At 68.8% G+C, this 17,557-nt stretch carries 14 protein-coding genes; 6 read left to right on the forward strand and 8 right to left on the reverse strand.

Annotation, left to right across the window (positions count from 1 at the left end; translation table 11 throughout):
- Nucleotides 1-64: 64 nt before the first annotated feature.
- The 4 genes from TSH58p_RS10615 to TSH58p_RS10630 all read right to left on the reverse strand — a co-directional run bounded on the left by TSH58p_RS10615 (nucleotide 65) and on the right by TSH58p_RS10630 (nucleotide 4,111).
- Nucleotides 65-598 (reverse strand): ferritin family protein, encoded by a 534-nt coding sequence (locus tag TSH58p_RS10615; RefSeq protein WP_109069861.1) that lies wholly within the window; start codon nucleotides 596-598, stop codon nucleotides 65-67.
- Nucleotides 595-1,437 carry a 2-oxoacid:ferredoxin oxidoreductase subunit beta gene (locus tag TSH58p_RS10620; RefSeq protein WP_014239059.1) on the reverse strand — a complete coding sequence of 281 codons (843 nt, stop codon included), beginning with the start codon at nucleotides 1,435-1,437 and terminating at the stop codon, nucleotides 595-597. Before TSH58p_RS10620 ends, TSH58p_RS10615 begins: the two co-directional genes overlap by 4 nt.
- A 20-nt stretch (nucleotides 1,438-1,457) precedes the next feature.
- Nucleotides 1,458-3,179, reverse strand: a complete 1,722-nt coding sequence (locus tag TSH58p_RS10625; RefSeq protein WP_109069862.1) for a 2-oxoacid:acceptor oxidoreductase subunit alpha — start codon at nucleotides 3,177-3,179, stop codon at nucleotides 1,458-1,460.
- Nucleotides 3,180-3,406: 227 nt separating this feature from the next.
- Nucleotides 3,407-4,111, reverse strand: a complete 705-nt coding sequence (locus TSH58p_RS10630; RefSeq protein ID WP_199230115.1) for a sulfite oxidase-like oxidoreductase — start codon at nucleotides 4,109-4,111, stop codon at nucleotides 3,407-3,409.
- Nucleotides 4,112-4,363: 252 nt separating this feature from the next.
- Between TSH58p_RS10630 and TSH58p_RS33090 the strand changes: the two genes are divergently transcribed.
- Together TSH58p_RS33090 and TSH58p_RS33915 are read left to right on the forward strand one after the other, a co-directional pair.
- Nucleotides 4,364-4,708, forward strand: a complete 345-nt coding sequence (locus TSH58p_RS33090; protein WP_162600033.1) for a hypothetical protein — start codon at nucleotides 4,364-4,366, stop codon at nucleotides 4,706-4,708.
- Nucleotides 4,709-4,722: 14 nt separating this feature from the next.
- On the forward strand, nucleotides 4,723-6,387 hold the full coding sequence (locus tag TSH58p_RS33915; RefSeq protein WP_109469221.1) for an ATP-binding protein: 1,665 nt from the start codon (nucleotides 4,723-4,725) through the stop codon (nucleotides 6,385-6,387).
- Nucleotides 6,388-6,559: 172 nt separating this feature from the next.
- Here TSH58p_RS33915 and TSH58p_RS10645 read toward each other — a convergent pair whose 3' ends face one another.
- Nucleotides 6,560-7,123: a DJ-1/PfpI family protein gene (locus TSH58p_RS10645; protein ID WP_094301285.1), complete on the reverse strand. Its 564-nt coding sequence runs from the start codon at nucleotides 7,121-7,123 to the stop codon at nucleotides 6,560-6,562.
- A 699-nt stretch (nucleotides 7,124-7,822) separates the two neighbouring features.
- The gene (gene aceA / locus TSH58p_RS10650; RefSeq protein ID WP_109069864.1) at nucleotides 7,823-9,100 is read right to left on the reverse strand and encodes an isocitrate lyase; all 1,278 of its coding nucleotides are present in this window, start codon (nucleotides 9,098-9,100) and stop codon (nucleotides 7,823-7,825) included.
- Between the two features lie 188 nt (nucleotides 9,101-9,288).
- Between aceA and TSH58p_RS10655 the strand changes: the two genes are divergently transcribed.
- From TSH58p_RS10655 to TSH58p_RS10665, 3 genes are all read left to right on the forward strand, one after another.
- A complete protein-coding gene (locus TSH58p_RS10655) occupies nucleotides 9,289-10,731 on the forward strand; it encodes a short-chain fatty acyl-CoA regulator family protein (protein ID WP_109069865.1) in 1,443 nt (480 codons plus the stop codon).
- Nucleotides 10,732-10,913: 182 nt separating this feature from the next.
- Nucleotides 10,914-11,687 (forward strand): ferredoxin--NADP reductase, encoded by a 774-nt coding sequence (locus tag TSH58p_RS10660; protein WP_109069866.1) that lies wholly within the window; start codon nucleotides 10,914-10,916, stop codon nucleotides 11,685-11,687.
- Nucleotides 11,688-11,875: 188 nt separating this feature from the next.
- Nucleotides 11,876-13,687 (forward strand): glycosyl hydrolase family 17 protein, encoded by a 1,812-nt coding sequence (locus tag TSH58p_RS10665; RefSeq protein WP_109069867.1) that lies wholly within the window; start codon nucleotides 11,876-11,878, stop codon nucleotides 13,685-13,687.
- A 49-nt stretch (nucleotides 13,688-13,736) separates the two neighbouring features.
- Here the strand turns inward: TSH58p_RS10665 and TSH58p_RS10670 are convergent, their stop codons facing one another.
- Nucleotides 13,737-14,447, reverse strand: a complete 711-nt coding sequence (locus TSH58p_RS10670; RefSeq protein ID WP_109069868.1) for an orotate phosphoribosyltransferase — start codon at nucleotides 14,445-14,447, stop codon at nucleotides 13,737-13,739.
- A 235-nt stretch (nucleotides 14,448-14,682) separates the two neighbouring features.
- On the opposite strand from TSH58p_RS10670, the gene TSH58p_RS10675 reads away from it, so the two are divergent.
- Nucleotides 14,683-16,338 carry a DUF3369 domain-containing protein gene (locus tag TSH58p_RS10675; protein WP_247874022.1) on the forward strand — a complete coding sequence of 552 codons (1,656 nt, stop codon included), beginning with the start codon at nucleotides 14,683-14,685 and terminating at the stop codon, nucleotides 16,336-16,338.
- A 43-nt stretch (nucleotides 16,339-16,381) separates the two neighbouring features.
- Here the strand turns inward: TSH58p_RS10675 and TSH58p_RS10680 are convergent, their stop codons facing one another.
- Nucleotides 16,382-17,509, reverse strand: a complete 1,128-nt coding sequence (locus TSH58p_RS10680) for a diguanylate cyclase (protein WP_109069870.1) — start codon at nucleotides 17,507-17,509, stop codon at nucleotides 16,382-16,384.
- Nucleotides 17,510-17,557: the final 48 nt, after the last annotated feature.

Raw genomic sequence — 17,557 nt, forward strand, 5'->3', positions numbered from 1 at the left:
ACGGGGCGGCGCCGGGCCACCCCGTTCCTGAAGCGCAAGGCGTTCCGCCCCACGCTCGGACGTCTCAGTCGGAGATGTTGGGCGGGTCGGGATCGTCCGACCAGTCATCCTTCGGAGCCGGGTAGCGCTCCAGCCACTTGCGGACCAGGGCGACGTGGCCGGCCTCCTCCTCCGCGAACTCGCGGGCGAGGCGGGCGACCTCCGGGTCCTTGGTCTCGGCGGCGACCGAGGCGTAGTAGTTGTTGCCCTGATGCTCGCTCAGCAGCGCCATCTTCAGCGCGTGGTGCGGCTTCATCAGGTAGTGGGCGTTCTCGAAGGCCGCGGCCTCCGGCGATTCGGTGGTGGCGTCCCACTGGAACTCCCAGGGGGCGACCTTCGGCAGCGGGCCGAACTCGCGGGCGATCTGCTTCACCTCCTCGGCGTGCTTGCCCGAATAGGTGGCCAGATCGCGGAACAGCTTGGCGACCTCCACATTGTTGTGGGCCTCCATGCTGTCGGCCAGTTCGGTGTAGCGCTCCGCCGCCTCGATCTCCAGCGCCAGCGCGTGGGCGAGGAACAGGCCGACGTTGGCGGCCCCGTTCAGCACTTTCGTCTTCATACCGCGAACCCCTCTTCGATCTGGGCGATGCTGCGGGTGGCCGCCGATTCCGGCTGGAACGGACGGCGGTTGCCGGCGAGGAAGATGCCGAGGCCGAACCCGTCGTCCTCAAGGACGGCGCGCATCGCCTCGTTCGGGTCGTCCGTCGGCTCGCGGCCGTAGGGATGGACCGTGCTCTTCCAGTTGCGCTGCTCGGGGCGGAAGGTGACGCAGGGCGACAGGATGTGGATGACCGAGAAGCCGGGGTGCCGCACGCCTTCCACGATGAGGCGGGCGACCTCGTTCGGGTTGTTGGAGAAGCCGCGGGCGACGAAGTTGGCGCCGCAGGCCAGCGCCAGGGCGACCGGCTGGATCGGGTTGACGCCCGGCCCTTCCGGAGTCAGCTTCGACTCGCACCAGTCGGCCTCGGTGGTCGGCGAGGCCTGACCCTTGGTCATGCCGTACACCTGGTTGTCCATGACGATGTAGGTCATGTCGACGTTGCGGCGGCAGGCGTGGAGGAAGTGGTTGCCGCCGATCGAGAAGCCGTCGCCGTCGCCGCCGAAGATCAGCACGTTCAGCTCCGGCCGGGCCAGCTTCACGCCGGACGCCACGGCCAGCGAGCGGCCGTGCACCGTGTGGTAGCCGTAGACGCTGGTGTAGGCGGGGATGCGCGACGAGCAGCCGATGCCCGACACCACGACGGTGTCGTGGCGCTCCAGCCCCATGGTCGCCATGGCGCGGGTGATGCCGGCCAGCACGGAATAGTCGCCGCAGCCGGGGCACCAGATGGGCTTCACGTCGGACTTGTAGTCGCCGGGCAGCGGGCCCACGACATCGTCGGTCAGATGGGTATCCATGGATTTCGTGCTCCGGCCGGTCAGATCAGGGAAAGAAGCGTCTCGTGCACCTCGCGGGCGCGGATCGGCAGCGGGCCGGGGCGGCTGAACACCGACACCTTGCCCGGCAGGTCGTAATGCCCGCGGAGGAACTTGTGGAACTGGGCGCCGTGCGTCTGCTCGACGACCAGAACCTTGGAGACGCCGTCCAGCGCCGCGGCCAGCTTGGCCGGCTGGACCGGGGAGATCAGGCGGATGGCGACCAGCCGGGCCTTGGTGCCGGCGGCCTCCAGCCGGCGCACCGCCTCGCGCGACGGGCCGGTGGCGGAGCCCCAGGTGACGACGGCGATCTCGCCCTCGCCCTCGACGTCGGCCCAGGCGTCGCCGTAGTCGTAGCTGGTCAGCTTGCGCAGGCGCTTGTCGAGCTGCTTCTGGTGGTCCGACGCCTGCGAGGACGGCAGGGCGTTCTCCGCATGCTCCAGCCCATCGGCGGTGTGCTCGCCGCCCGGCATGCCGGGGATGGCGGCGGGGGAGACGCCCGATTCGGTGTTGGCGTAGCGCAGGTACTTGCCCTCGCCGCCGAGATCGGTCGCCAGCAGGCGGTTGGCCTTGTGGGGGGCGTCGGCCGGCTTGTCGACGATGGCGCGGGACTGGCCCATCGCCTGATCGGACAGCACGATCGCCGGAGTCTGCAGCGCCTCGGCCAGATGCACCGCCCACTGGGTGGTGAACAGGCAGTCGCCGATGGAGGTCGGGCCGACCACCAGATGCGGGGCGTCGCCGTGCAGGCCGTAGACGGCGATGTTGAGGTCGGACTGTTCGGACTTGGTCGGGATGCCGGTGGACGGGCCGCCGCGCTGCACGTCGACGATCACCACCGGGGTTTCGGAGGCGACGCCCAGGCCGATGCATTCGGTCATCAGCGACAGGCCGGGGCCGGCGGTCGCGGTGATCGAGGGCACGCCGCTGAAGGAGGCGCCCAGGCACATGGCGATGGAGGCCAGCTCATCCTCCGCCTGGACCAGCTTGCCGCCGGTCTTGGCGAGGTTGGGGGCCAGCCACTCCAGGATCTCGGTCGCGGGCGTGATCGGGTAGGCGGCGCAGAACTTCACCCCGCCCTTCAGCGCGCCCAGGCCGGCGGCCTCGTTGCCGGAGATGTTCCAGCGGGTGGCGCCCTCCTTGTTGGGGGCGGCCAGCTCCAGGCCGAGGTTCCAGCCGGCGGCCTCCTTGGACCCGGCGTCGATGCCGGCGTTGGACGCCTGGATGGCGGCGTCGCCCTTCTTGCCCAGCGCCTTCTGGATCACCGCGTCGATGCCGGCGCGCGGCAGGCCGACGATCGCCGCGACGGCGCCGAGGCCGACCATGTTGACGCGCCCGCCGGGGATGCGCCCGGCCAGTTCCTTGATCGGCAGCTCGACCTGCTTGGCGCCGCTGGCGGCCAGGACCGCGGGCACCTCGCCCTGGCTGGGGTCGGTGATGATGACGCTCTTGTCCGACAGCGGAAGCTCGGCCGCGAAGCGCTCCACATTCTGCCAGTCGAAGGCGATGATGATGTCGAAGCGGTCCCCCGGACCGTGAACGGGTGTCGGCGACAGGCGAACGAGGGCGGCGGCTTCACCGCCACGGATCTGCGGGCCGGTCGACCGCGACATCAATCCGTACCATCCCACGTTGGCGGCGGCATCCAGCAGCATCTGTCCGGCGGTCATCGCGCCGGCGCCACCGCTGCCCACCAGGGCAATCGTGACCGAGTCCACTGTCATTGGTTAATCCCTTGCGTCCGAATGTGAGTCGCCCGACGCCCGTACGGCTACGTCAGCATTGCGGAACAGGGGAATGATCTGGCGCAAATCGGACGGAAGACGTCACGATTTTGCGAAGTCGCGTCATGGAATGGCCCGACCAATTTCTTGCCCGGCGACCGGGAATCCCTTTGCGCCGACTGGTGCCGGGATTGTTTCCGGACCGGAATGGCAGGCGCCGTCGCAGGCTACTCGCTGTAGCGTTCTTCCCGCCAGGGGTCGGCGTCATTGTGATAACCGCGGACCTCCCAATAGCCGCGACGGTCCTCCGCCAGGACCTCGATTCGCTTCACCCACTTGGCGCTCTTCCAGAAATAGAGCTTCGGCACGACGACTCGGACGGGCCCGCCATGGTCCCGGCTGATCGGCTGGCCCTCCCAGCCGGTGGCGAGCAGCGCGTCCTCCGCCGCGAAGGCCTCCAGCGGCAGGTTGGTGGTGTAGCCGTCCGAGGAATGGCAGAGGACGAAGCGGGCCTCCGGCCGCGGCCTCACGACCGACAGCAGGTGCCGCGTCGACACCCCGTCCCAACGGTTGTCGTAGCGCGACCATGTGGTGACGCAGTGGATGTCGGAGACGACGCGCTCCCGCGGCTGGGCCTGCAGGTCCGCCCAGGTCCAGGTGACGGGATTCTCGACCAGCCCGTCCACCGCCAGGGTCCAGTTCGCCTCGCTCACCCGCGGCAGGATGCCGAGGTCGAGCACCGGCCAGCTTTCCACCAGGCGCTGGCCCGGCGGCAGGCGGTCGCGCGCCGGGTCGGCGGTCTCCCCGGTCAGGCCCCTGCCCTCGCGCGCCCATTGCTCCTTGGTGGCGACCAGCTTGTCGCGGATCCGGCCGTCTTGCGGGATGTCCCGGGGGCCGTCCTGTGGCCCGTCTTGCGGGGTGTCGTCGGCCATGGCGGTCCTCCGAAGGGGTGGATCGGCAGCGATGTCTCTGGTGGGCGGTAAGGATTTATGCATGGATGGGCGCCGGTGTCAGCGCCGATGCCGTGGTTTCTTGCGGTGCGAAAGACTGATCCGCCGCCCTTTCGTCCCATTTTCCACGGTTGGACTGGAAATAGACGGTTCGGACGGTCGCCCTGCCCCTGTTCACGCCCTGTCTTGCTCTGATAGCATGTCCGCTATGCATTACCTGCCACGTTGCCGCCCATGACCACTGCCCTGCCCGTCGCCCCGCACGCCGATGCGGCGCCCACCGGGCTGGATAGGGCCGGGCTGGATAGGGCCGGGCTGGATAGGGCCGGGCCGGACAGGGCTCCGGAGGATGTGGCTGGGTTGGCCTGGCTGGACGCGCTCGCCACGCCGCTGTGGCTGCTCCATCCCGATGGCCTGACCCTGTGGCTGAACGGCGCCGCCCGCGCGCTGATCGGCCTGGAGCGCGACGCGCCCGCCGCCGCCGTCCGGGTCGGCCTGTCCAGCCGATTTCCCGCCGCGCTGGAGCAGGCCGCCGCGGGGCGGACGGTGGAGGCGCGGGCGACCATCCACGCCCCCTGACCATACCGCTGGAGGTGGATCTCCGGCTGGTTCCGGCGCCGCGCCCGAGCGGGCTGATCCTGGCGGAAGCGCCCGCCGACAGCGGCGCCCGGCAGGAGATGATGCGGCTGAACGAGCAGCTCATCGCGCTGTCCTACGCCTATCCCGACATCCGCTTCGAACTGCTGCGCGACGGCACCATCCTCGACTTCGCCGCCGCCAGCCCCGGCGACCTGAACGTCCCCGCCGAGCGTTTCCTGGCCCACCGCGTGCAGGAGGTGCTGCCCGATCCCGCCGCCGGGATGCTGGCCGCGGCGCTGGGGCGGCTGAACGAGGGGCAGACGGTCATCGGCCTGGATTTCTCCCTGCCGCCGCCACCTGGCCAGACGGGGGCTGGCCAGACGGGGGCAGGGCAGACGGGGGCAGGGCAGACGGGAGCCACCAAATTCTTCGAGGCGCGGCTGGTCGCTTTGCCGGACAGCGACCGGGTGATGTGCAGCATCCGCAACGTCACGGAGCGGGTGCAGGCGGAAAGCGCGGCGCGGCGCGCCCATCATCTGCTGTCCGACGCCATCGAATGCATCACCGAGGGCTTCGTGCTGTACGACGCCCAGGACCGGCTGGTGCTGTGCAACGGGCGCTATCGGGAGCTGTTCTCCGCCAACACCGACCTCATCACGCCGGGCGCCAGCTTCGAGGAGGTGCTGCGCGGCGGGGTGGAGCGCGGCGTCTATCAGGTGCCGGACGGTGACCTGGACGGCTGGATCGCGCGGCGCATCGAGCAGCACCGCGGAGCCGGCGCTCCCATGGAGGTGCGGCTTCACGACGGGCGCTGGATCCGCATCGAGGAGTGGCGGACCCACGAGGGCGGGACCGTCGGCATCCGCGCCGACATCACCGACCTCAAGGCCCGCGAGACCGAACTGAGCGCCGCCCGCGACGAGGCCGAACAGGCCAACCAGCGCAAGTCCGACTACGTCCACCATCTGAGCCACGAACTGCGCACGCCGCTGAACGCCGTGCTCGGTTTCGCCCAGATCATCCATGACGAGATGATGGGGCCGAACAACCCGCGCTACCGCGAGTATGCCGGCCAGATCGCGGCGGCCGGCGTCTACATGCTGGACCTCATCAACAACCTGCTCGACCTCGCGCGGATCGAGGCGGGGCGGATGGACCTGCACGAGGAGGCCTGCAACCTGTCCCTGCTGGTCGATCTGACCTTCGGCATGATGCAGCCGCGGGCGTGCGAGGCGGCGGTGGCGCTGTGCATGGAAATCCCCGACGATCTGCCGAGCCTGCACGGCGACGCCTCGCAGATCCGGCAGATGCTGACCAACCTGATCGGCAACGCCATCAAGTTCTCCCCACCCAAGGACGGGCGCGTGCGGGTGCGTGCGGAACTGACGGAGGACGGCGGCATCGCGCTGACCGTCGCCGACAACGGCATCGGCATGCGGCCCGAACAAATCCCGGTGGCGCTGGACGCCTTCGGACAGGTGCATGGCCGCAACCAGGGCCATAATCAAGGCCGTGACCGGGCGGCGGAGCGCGGCTCCGGCCTGGGCCTGCCGCTGACCCGCGCGCTGATCGCGCTGCACGGCGGCACCTTCCACATCGACAGCCGGGTCGGGGCGGGCACGACCGTGCGGCTGACCTTCCCGGCCTGCCGGGTCGGTGGGGGTGTGCAACGGTTCTGAGGGCCGGCGGCGCTCTGCCCTGAACAACGCTCTGCCCTGAAACGCGCCCCTCTGAAACGCGCCCCTCTGAAACGCGCAACGGCCGCGCGCGCGGAACGCGCGGCGGCCGTGGACTCACAAGACGAAACCCGCAGGAAAGACGGGCAGCCTGTCGAGGCGCGCGGACTTGGCCTTAAGCGGCCTTGCGGACGGCGGCGGCCTCGGAGAAGACCTTCACGACCTGCTCGACGAAGGCGGCCAGCTCGTCATGGCCCAGCGCCGTGATGGTCACGTTGTCCACCACCAGGGCCTCGTCGCTGATCTTGCCGCCGGCGGCTTCCAGCTCGGCGCGGACGGCCTCGGGGGCGGCCAGCGTGCGGCCCTTCAGCTTGCCCGGGATGGCCAGGAGCTGGATGCCCTGGTCGATCGCGGCGATCGGCTTGCCGGCGTCCAGGAAATGGCCGACGATGCGGCGGGTGTGGGCGCTCTGCTGGAGCTTGGTGACGCTGCGCTCGCCACCCGGCAGCAGCAGCATGTCATAGTCGGCACCCAGAACCTCACCGACCTGCTTGTCCACCGGGAAGTAATGGCCCCAGGACTTGCCGTGCCAGCCGTTCACCAGACCCTGTTCAGGGGAAATCGTACGAAGAGTAGCGCCGGTCTTGAGGAGAGCCCGTTGCGGCTCCGTCATCTCCAGTTCCTCAAAGCCGTTGGCGACGAGAATGGCAATGCTCTTTCCTGCGAGGGGTTGATCCATACTGTCTTGTCCTTTCATCGTTCAACCAGAATGCGCGGGCCATCGCCGAGAATGCGCCGTCGGGGAAAAGAAACGGCGCACGCCGCGCAAGATCTTGCGCGGCGATGGGACCCGCAGCCGGCCCTCGTCACGTGAGGTCCGGCGGGGGGGCAATTACGCCCCTGATCGGTTTGTGGTGAGCATGGAACACAAGTGGCGGCAACGAGGTCCCAAGTCAATGGCTTATTCCGCACTGCAACGCAGCTTCCCCACCATCGGGCAGGGCAACCGGCGCGGCGATTTCGCGGTCGCGCTCAAGACTTAATCACGATTTCCCGATTGTGGCGGTTGGGATGGCGCAGGTCAGCCATGCCGTCACGGCGCGGCTATGAAAACGGGGTGTGACAACGAATGGTCGCAGAAAACGGACCGCCACAAAAAAGAAGCGGCCGGAGGCGGACCCCCGGCCGTTTGAAGTCAATAGCGTCAGCCGTTCGAAGAGATCCGGCTCGCACACCGGATCGGGAACCACCGGTCACCGGGGCGGCGGGCCGAAGCCAACCGTCCGGAGGATCGGCGCAAACCGGTCATACGGCCCGAGCCGGGGAGGCTGCCGCGATGGGCGGCCGTATGACCCTTTCACACTTTGCGGGGGCAAAGTGCTGTCTCGTTCGAGGCGGGCGCGTCCGGCGAATGGCGCCGGGCGCGCCCACCGGATGATCAATGGAACTGATCGGCCTCGGTGGAGTCCTTGTAGGCGGTGGTCGAGGACTGGCCGCCCGAGATCGCCGTGGCGACCGCGTCGAAGTAGCCGGTGCCGACCTCGCGCTGATGCTTGGTCGCGGTGTAGCCTTCGGCCTCCGCCGCGAACTCCGCCTCCTGCAGCTCCGAGTAGGCGGCCATGCCGCGCGCCGCGTAGCCCTTGGCCAGCTTGAAGGCCGAGTAGTTCAGGCTGTGGAAGCCGGCCAGCGTCACGAACTGGAACTTGTAGCCCATGGCGCCGATCTCGCGCTGGAACTTGGCGATGTCCGCCTCGTCCAGGTTGGCCTTCCAGTTGAAGCTCGGCGAGCAGTTGTAGGCCAGCAGCTTGTTCGGGAACTCCTTGCGGATCGCCTCGGCGAAGCGCTTGGCCTCCTCCAGGTTCGGACGGGAGGTCTCCCACCACAGCAGGTCGGAGTAGGGGGCGTAGGACAGGCCGCGGGCGATGCAGTGCTCCACACCCGTGCCCTTCTTCAGGCGGAAGAAGCCCTCCGAGGTGCGGCCGGCGTCGAAGTCGATGAAGGGATGGTCGCGCTCGTCAACGTCCGAGGTGATGAGCTGCGCGGACTCCGCGTCGGTGCGGCAGAGCACGATGGTCGAGGTGCCCATGGTGTCGGCGGCCAGACGGGCGGCGTTCAGCGTGCGGATGTGCTGCTGCGTGGGGATCAGCACCTTGCCGCCGAGATGGCCGCACTTCTTCTCCGACGCGAGCTGGTCCTCGAAGTGGACGCCGGCGGCGCCGGCCTTGATCATCGCCTTCATCAGCTCGAAGACGTTCAGCGGGCCGCCGAAGCCGGCCTCGGCATCCGCGATGATCGGCGCGAACCAGTAGGTGTCGCCCTTGCCCTCGGCCGTCTGGATCTCGTCGGCGCGCTTGAAGGTGTTGTTGATGCGCTCGACCACCGCCGGCACCGAGTTGGCCGGGTACAGGCTCTGGTCCGGGTACATCTGGCCGGCCAGGTTGGCGTCGCCGGCGACCTGCCAGCCCGACAGGTAGATGGCCTTCAGGCCGGCCTTCACCGCCTGCATCGCCTGGTTGCCGGTCAGGGCGCCCAGCGTGTTGATGTACGGCTCGGTGTTCAGCAGTTCCCACAGCCGCTGGGCGCCCAGTTCCGCCAGCGTGTACTCGATCTTGACCGAGCCGCTGAGGCGCTTCACGTCGTCCTGGGTGTAATCGCGCTTGATGCCTTCGAAGCGCGCGGCGCGGAGAGCGGCCTTGGTCTTTTCATCGAGCGACATGGTCGTTTTCCTTCTTTTCGTCACCGTTGCGCTGCTTTTGAGCGCTGCCCTGACAAAACAACTAAAACGACCTTCGCTGCCTTGCAACATGCCCTTGTTTGTAAAAGGGTCTGTTTGTAAACTGCTGTCTGAAAAGCTCTGTAAATCGGTAAATATTGTAAATCAGCTCAGCTGGAGTTGGGGCGGTCATGGACAAGAAGGCGATGCTGGGTCCGAAGGTGCGTCGGCTGCGCCGCGACCATGGGCTGACCCAGGCCCAGATGGCCGAGCAGCTGGGCATCTCCCCGAGCTACCTGAACCTGATCGAGCACAACCAGCGCCCGGTCACCGTGCCGCTGCTGCTGAAGTTGGGCCAGAATTTCGGGGTGGACCTGCAGAGCTTCGCGGAGGACGAGGAAAGCCGCCTCGTCGCCGGGCTGCGCGAGGTGTTCGCCGACCCGCTGTTCGACGGCTCGGACATCAAGAACCAGGACTTCCGCGAACTGGCGGCGGTGGCCCCGACGCTGGGGCAGGCGGTGGTGGCGCTCTACCGCGCCTTCCGCACCAGCCGCGACGACCTGCAGACCCTGTCGGAACGGGTGGCCGACCGCGAGAAGCTGCATCTGGTCCAGACCTCCTCCTTCCCGCAGGACGAGGTGCGCGACCTGTTCCAGGCCCATTCCAACCATTTCGCCGATCTCGAGGCGGCGGCGGAGGAACTGTGGCAGGAGGGCCGGCTGGAGAAGGGCGACCTGTACCGCGGCCTGACCGATTACCTGCTGAACAACCACAGCGTCCGCGTCCGGCTGCTGCCCTCCGACATCATGGGCTACGCGGTGCGCCGCTTCGACCGGCACGGGCGGCGCATCCTGCTGTCGGAGATGCTGGCGCCGTCCGGGCGCAACTTCCAGCTCGCCTGCCAGATCGCCCTGCTGCGCCACCGCGACCTGCTGAACCAGATCGTCGAGTCGTCCGGTCTGACGGGGGACGAGGCGCGGCGCTTGGCCCGCATCGGTCTCGCCAACTATTTCGCGGCGGCGGTGGTGATGCCCTACGCCCGCTTCTGGGAGGCGGCCAATCAGGTTCGATACGACATCGAAATATTGCGGCGCCGGTTCGATGCCTCGTTCGAACAGGTCTGCCAGCGGCTGACCACGCTGCAGCGGCCGGGGGCGAAGGGCGTTCCCTTCTTCCTGATGCGGGTGGACAGCGCGGGCAACGTGTCCAAGCGCTTTTCCGGCGCCGGCTTCCATCTGGCGCGCTTCGGCGGCGGCTGTGCCCGCTGGATCGTCTACGAGGCCTTCCGCACGCCGGGAAAAATCCACAGCCAGCTGGCCCAGATGCCCGACGGCACCACCTACTTCTCCATCGCCCGCACGGTGGTGAAGGCCGGCGGCGGCTTCCGCAGCCCGCCGCAGCAGTTCGCCATCGCGCTGGGCTGCGATCTCCAGCACGCCGCGCAGATCACCTATGCGGACGGTGTGGATCTTGAAAACACCGAGGCGGCGACGCCCATCGGTGTGAATTGCCGGCTCTGTCCGCGGTTGGACTGCTCGCAGCGCGCCTTCCCGCCGCTGAACCATCGCCTGATTGTCGATGAGAATCTGCGGGGTTTGTCGCCCTATCTCTTCGCCCCGCCGGCGGGAGAGTAGGGCCGGCTATTCCGCGATATCGTCTTGTGGTAAGCGAAAAGCCACAACAAAATTGTTGGTATAAATTAGTGGTCTGTTGACGAATTTGTTGTTAAAGAAATGTGCTGCAATGCGGCACGGCTTGGCTTCTGAAACGACACCGGCCACAGCATGCCGGTCACCGAAACGGACCTGCGGATTCCATGAGCAATCTGATTCATGAGCGCGTCCTGCGCGTTCACCACTGGACGGACACGCTGTTCAGCTTCACCACCACGCGCGATCCCTCGTTCCGTTTCGATCCCGGACAGTTCACCATGATCGGCCTGGAGGTGAACGGCCGTCCGCTGCTGCGCGCGTACAGCCTGGTCAGCGCCAGCTATGAGGAGACGCTGGAGTTCTTCTCGATCAAGGTGCAGGACGGCCCGCTGACCTCGCGCCTCCAGCACCTCAAGGAAGGCGACACGCTGCTGGTCAACCGCAAGGCGACGGGCACGCTGGTCACCGACAACCTGCTGCCGGGCCGCAACCTGTACCTGCTCAGCACCGGCACCGGCCTCGCCCCGTTCCTCAGCATCATCAAGGACCCGGAGATGTACGCCCGGTTCGACAAGGTGATCCTGACGCACACGACGCGTACGGTCGGCGAGCTGGCGTACGGCGACATCATCAACACCGTCCTGCCGGAGAACGAGTTCTTCGGGGAGGACGTGAAGCAGAAGCTGATCTATTACCCGACCGTGACGCGCGAGCCGTTCCGCAACCAGGGCCGCATCACCGACCTGATCCGCGACGGCAAGCTGTTCTCGGACGTCGGGCTGGCCCCCTTCGACCGCGAGGTCGACCGCGTGATGATCTGCGGCAGCCCGGCCATGCTCGACGAGACCAGCGGCATCATGAACGAGCTGGGCTTCTCCATGGGCCACAACGGCGAACCCGGTCATTACGTGATCGAAAAGGCTTTTGTGGAGCGCTGAGCGGAATCGCTGGAATAAAGCGGGCCGTGGTTCGTTGATGGGACGTGACGATGGCACGTCATCAACTCCAGTCGGCCCATCGGGCCAGACCGGTCCTTGACGGGCGCGCCTCCCTCGCGGGGGCGCGCCCGTTTTCCTTTTCGCCAGACCGTTTTGCCGATCCCGCATTTGGTGTAGACATCCCCTCCATGCGCCTCATCACGATCCTCGCCGTGCTGCTCGTGGCCGGCCTCGCGAATTTTGCCGTCTGGTCGCTGCCGAACCAGCCGGTGCCGCTCGACCCGCCGCCCGGCGGCAAGCTGAAAAGCGTGTCCTTCGCGCCCTTCCGCGACGGGCAGAGCCCGCTGACCCAGACATTCCCCAGCACCGAGCAGATCGACGAGGATCTGGCCGCGCTCGCCCCGCAGGTGGCGGGGGTGCGCACCTACACGTCGCTGGAGGGGCTGGAGGTGGTGCCGGAGCTGGCCCGCCGCCACGGCATGCAGGTCACCATGGGGGCGTGGCTGTCGTCCCGGCTGGACAAGAACGAGAAGGAGGTCGCCTCCCTCATCGACCTCGCCAACCGCTACCCGGACGTCATCACCCGCGTGATCGTCGGCAACGAGGTGCTGCTGCGCCGCGAGCTGACGCCGGAGCAGGTGACCGGCTACATCGACCGCGTGAAGGCGGCGGTGAAGCAGCCGGTGTCCTACGCCGACGTCTGGGAATGGTGGTTGAAATACCCGCAGATCGCCGATCACGTCGATTACCTGACCATTCACCTGCTGCCCTATTGGGAGGACGTGCCGACCGACGTGGCCGGCGCCATGGAGCGCATCCGCGGCAGCTACCGCACGATCGCCCAGCGCTTCCCCGGCAAGCCGATCCTGGTCGGCGAGACCGGCTGGCCGACGGAGGGCCGGTCGCGCGGCGCCGCGGTCACCGGGCTGGTCAACAAGGCCAAGTTCGTCAACGGCTTCGTCCGCCTCGCCGAGCAGGAGGGCTTCGACTACAACGTGATCGAGGCCTTCGACCAGGGCTGGAAGGCCAAGCTGGAAGGCACGGTGGGCGGCCACTGGGGCCTCTACACCGCCGACCGTCAGGCGAAGTTCGCCCTGGCCGGGCCGGTGGTGGAGAACCGCCAATGGCCGATGCTGTTCGGCGTGTCCTCCGGCCTCGCCCTGCTTCTGGTCGTCGGGCTGACGCTGCGGGGCCGCCCGCTGACCGCCGGGGCCTTCGCCGCCCTGGCCGTCCTGGCGCAGGCTCTGTCCACCCTGTTCGTCCACGCCGTCTGGGGGGCCCTGCACGGCAAGCACTACCCGCAGGACGTGGCGCTGTCGGTCGTCATGCTGGCCGCGACCGCCGTCCTGTCGATGGCCGTCCTGCTGGCCGCCCGGCGGGCGCTGGGCAGCGGCGGTCTGGCGCTGGAGCCCCTGGCGCCGCTGCGCGGCCGTCCGGCGCTGTCGCGGCTGGAGACGGTGGGCAAGGCCTCTGCCGTCCTGCTCGCCCTTCTGGGGCTCGTCTGGAGCTTCCTGATCGTGTTCGACGGGCGCTACCGCGACTTCCCCAATTGGTACTTCGCCCTGCCGGCGCTCGGTCTGCTGGCGCTCGGCGCCATGCGCGCCGCGCGGCGTCCGCAGGGCGTGGGGGCTCTGGCCGCCTGGGGGATCGGCGGGCTGTTCCGCCCCGCCGTCCCGGTGGCCGATGCCCCGGCGAAGGGCCTGTGCGGCGCCGTCCGCCGCCTGCCGCTGGAGACGGCTCTGGCCGTCCTGCTGCTGCTCGGCGCGGCGCTGACCGTGCTGGCCGAAGGCGTGGTGCCGATGGAGTCGCTGATCTACGGGCAGCTTCCCTTCATGGAAGCGCTGCACGAGGTGGTGTGGACCAGCCCGAACTGGGAAGCGCTGTCCTGGGCCGGGCTTCAGCTTCTGCTGGCGGTGCCCTACGCCGCCGCCGTCCTGGCCGCCCGCCGCGGCGAGACCGCGCGCGCCGGCCACCCCTGGGTCCGCGTCGCCGGACCGTGACGCCGCCCCCCCTCCCCCGCCCGGCGCGGCGGAGGGGGAACGCCCCGCCTCAGGCCGCCTTTTCGCTTTTCCGGCGCTTCTGATGCTCCGCGGTCCAACGCTTGGGATCGTGCAGGAAGGCGTGGATTTCGCCCTGGGCCTGCGCGTCCAGGTAATGGCCGCGGTTCGCCACCTCCAGCACGTCCCACCAGGTCGCCAGCGCGTGCATCGTGATGCCCAGCGGGGCCAGATGCTCCTGGATCTCGTCGAAGATCCCGTACTGGAACAGCACGAACAGGTCGCGCACGTCGCAGCCCGCCTCCTTCAGCGGCTGGGCGAAGCGGACCTTGCGGTGGCCGTCGGCGGCGATCTGCTCGACCAGCAGCACGCGCCAGCCCGGTTCCACCCGCCCTTCGATCCGGTGCTTGTAATCCTGCTCCCCCTCGGGCGCCTCCTTGCGCACGAAGACGAGGGGAAGGCCCATCCGGTCGGCGATCAGCGCGGCCCAGGGCACGCCGGCCCCCTCGGCGGCGGCGATGGCGTCCAGTTCGCCGTCGCCGATCTCCTGCCCGATCATCCGCAGGGCGAAGTCGAGCACCTCCTCGCGCACCGCGGGGTAGGAGAACAGCCGCCGCCCCTCCAGATGGACCGGGCTGACCAGCCCCGAGCCGTGGCGGCACAGATGGTCGGGGTCGTACCGGACGCAGCCGGTCTCGATCAGATGGCGGGCCACGCTGGTGGCCCCTTCGCGCAGTTCGATGTCCCAAGCGTCCGGAATCATGGCCTTCCCCCGTCGTTTTCGTCGTTGTCAGCCTCGCGCCTTCCCCCGGATGATCACCCGTTCGGGGCGGTCCGCAACCCCTCCACACGCGCCGGGGCGGGCGCTTTGGCGGTAGCCGGAACGGGGGAAGACAACGCGCCGCAGCCTTCCTTCGCCTGCAGTCGTGTGCGCAGAGACGCCGGAGCGGTTGACACGAACCGCGACAAACGTTGAAAAAGAGAATCGAATTGTAGCCATGCAGCTTCGCAGGGCGGGGCGGGGAGCGACGGTGATGTCGGACATCCAGGGCTGGGGCCAGGGCGAGGACGACGACCTGCTGTTCGCCGACGAGGACGCTCCGGACCCGTCGTCCGCGAATTCCGGCCCCGCCGCCGCCCCCTGGAAGCTGCTGATCGTCGACGACGATCCGGAGGTGCACGCGATCACCCGCGTCGTGCTGAACGACGTCACCTTCGACGGGCGCCGCCTGCACTTCCTGTCCGCCCATTCGGGGGGCGAGGCCCAGGCGATCCTGTGCGACCATCCCGACATCGCCGCCGTCCTTCTGGACGTGGTGATGGAGACGGAGGACGCCGGCCTGCGGCTGGTCCACCACATCCGCGAGGTGCTGGGCAACCGGCAGGTCCGCATCATCCTGCGCACCGGCCAGCCCGGCCAGGCGCCGGAGCGGCAGGTGATCGTCAACTACGACATCAACGACTACAAGGCCAAGAGCGAGCTGACCGCCCAGAAGCTGTTCACCACCACGGTGGCCGCCCTGCGCTCCTACCAGCACATCGACGCCATCGAACGCAACCGGCAGGGGCTGGAGACCATCGTCGACGCCGCCGGCGCCCTGTTCGAACAGCGCTCCATGGACCGCTTCGCCGTCGGCGTGGTGGAGCGCGTCGCCGCCCTGCTGCCGCGGGCGGCCGGCGCCTTCCTCTGCGCGGTACCGCCCGGTCCGAATCCGGACGGAGCGGCGCCGGACGGCCGGACCCGGGAGGCGGAGGTGCTGTGCGGGACCGGCGTCTTCGCCGAGGCGGCCGGCCGGCCGGTCAGCGCCGTGCTGCCCGGCGCGGCCTGCGCCGACATCGCCGCCGCCCTCGCCCGGGGCCGCAGCCTGCACCGCGACGACCACAGCGTGGCGCTGTTCCAGACCCAGAGCCCCGGCCCCGGCGCGCTGTTCATCGGTGGGCACGGCGGCCTGCCGGAGGTCGAGCGGCGGCTGGTGGAGATCTTCTGCTCCCGGATGTCGGTTGGGTTCGACAACGTGTCCCTTTACGAACAGCTCCGCCTCGCCCAGATCGCCACGGTGCACGCCCTGGGCAAGCTGGCCGAGTACAAGGACGAGGTCACCGGGGAGCATGTCCGGCGCATCGGCCGCTGGGCCACCGCCATCGCGCGGGAACTCCAGGCGCGCGGCACCGGCGGCGGTGACGCCGACGACCGCTTCTGCGAGCTGATCGGGCTGGCCAGCATGCTGCACGACGTCGGCAAGGTCGCCATCCCCGACCGCATTCTGCGCAAGCCCGGCAAGCTGGACCCCGAGGAAATCACCCAGATGCGCGAGCACGCCACCATCGGCGGGCGCATCCTGCGCGACGCCTCCGGTCCGGTCGGCGGGCGCAACTACCTGACGATGGGGGCGGAGATCGCCGAGAGCCACCACGAGAAGTTCGACGGCACCGGCTATCCCCATGGGCTGGCGGGCGACGCCATCCCGCTGTCGGGCCGCATCGTGGCGGTCGCCGACGTCTATGACGCCCTGCTGCACCGCCGCCCCTACAAGGAGGCGTGGGAACTGGCGGCGGTGATCGATCTGATCCGCGCCGAGTCGGGCCGGCATTTCGACCCGCATGTCGTCGACGCCTTCGTCGCGATCCTGGAGCGCGGCGGGCCGGAGGCGTAGCGGCCATCCGGGCCGGAGGCCGGCGGGATCGGGGCGGGACCGCTCAGGCCGGTTCGGGGACCCGGTCGTCGGCGACGATGCGGTTCTTGCCGGACTGCTTGGCCGCGTACATGCGCTGGTCGGCCAGATCGACCAGCCGTTCCCAGTCCACCGGGCGGTCGTGGAGGTATTCGGCGACGCCGATGCTGGCGGTCTGCGGGGTTCCGTCCGGGCGCTTGCCCAGCCCCCGCTCGTGCAGCCGTTCCACCGCGGTCAGGGCGCCCTGACGGGACGTGTTGGGCATGATGACCACGAACTCCTCCCCGCCCCAGCGGACCAGCACGTCGGACTGGCGCAGCATGGCGCGTATGGCCTCCGCCGACCGCCCGAGCTGCTTGTCGCCCTGGTCGTGGCCGAACCGGTCGTTGATCGACTTGAAATTGTCCAGGTCGAAGAAGATCACCGACAGCGGATGGTCCGAGCGCTGGGCGTGGGCGAATTGCAGCCTCAGAAGCTCCTCCCCGATTCGGCGGGAGAAGGCGCCGGTCAGCCCGTCGTGCGACGCCTGATCGACCAGGGCCATCATGAAGTGGAGCTGGCTCATCGCCGCCAGCGTCGCCACCACCATGATGAGCACCAGCAGCCACAGGGCGCCCAGATAGGAGGGGAAGGGGAAGACCAGCGAGCCGTAGACACCGGCCAGCATGTGGGCCGCCAGCATCGGCGTCGCGAAGGCCAGCCCCTCCAGCGCGGTCAGCGGGAAGACGCTGAGCCCCGCCACCATCACGAAGGGCAGGAAGGCGTAGCCGGCGGCCACCGCCAGCGCGCTTCCCGCGATCATGTCCTCGTTCAGCATGGGGTGCGAGGCGAGGAAGAAGACCGTCGGCACCGACAGCAGCAGGGCCAGCCCGCGCCACGCGCTGCCCATGTCGTCGCAGATCCGGTAGCCGAGCGCCAGCGCGCCGAAGGCGAAGCTGGACACCAGCCGCAGGCCGGCCAGATAGCCCCACAGGGGCCAGGGGAAGATGAAGACGTCGATGACGATCCACAGCGGCGTCAGCACCGCGAACACGGCCGCTACCATGCGGACGCGGGAATGGATCAGCACGGCCCGGCGACGCTGGATGATCGGGGTGTGTCCGCCCGGATGCATCAGGTCGCGCAACTGCTCGAAGGAGAGATCGCCGCTCACCGCCTGGAATGCCCTCTCCGCGAACCGCCTGAGGAGATTAAGCGCTTG

It is taken from the genome of Azospirillum sp. TSH58 (assembly GCF_003119115.1).
Lineage (GTDB): Bacteria > Pseudomonadota > Alphaproteobacteria > Azospirillales > Azospirillaceae > Azospirillum.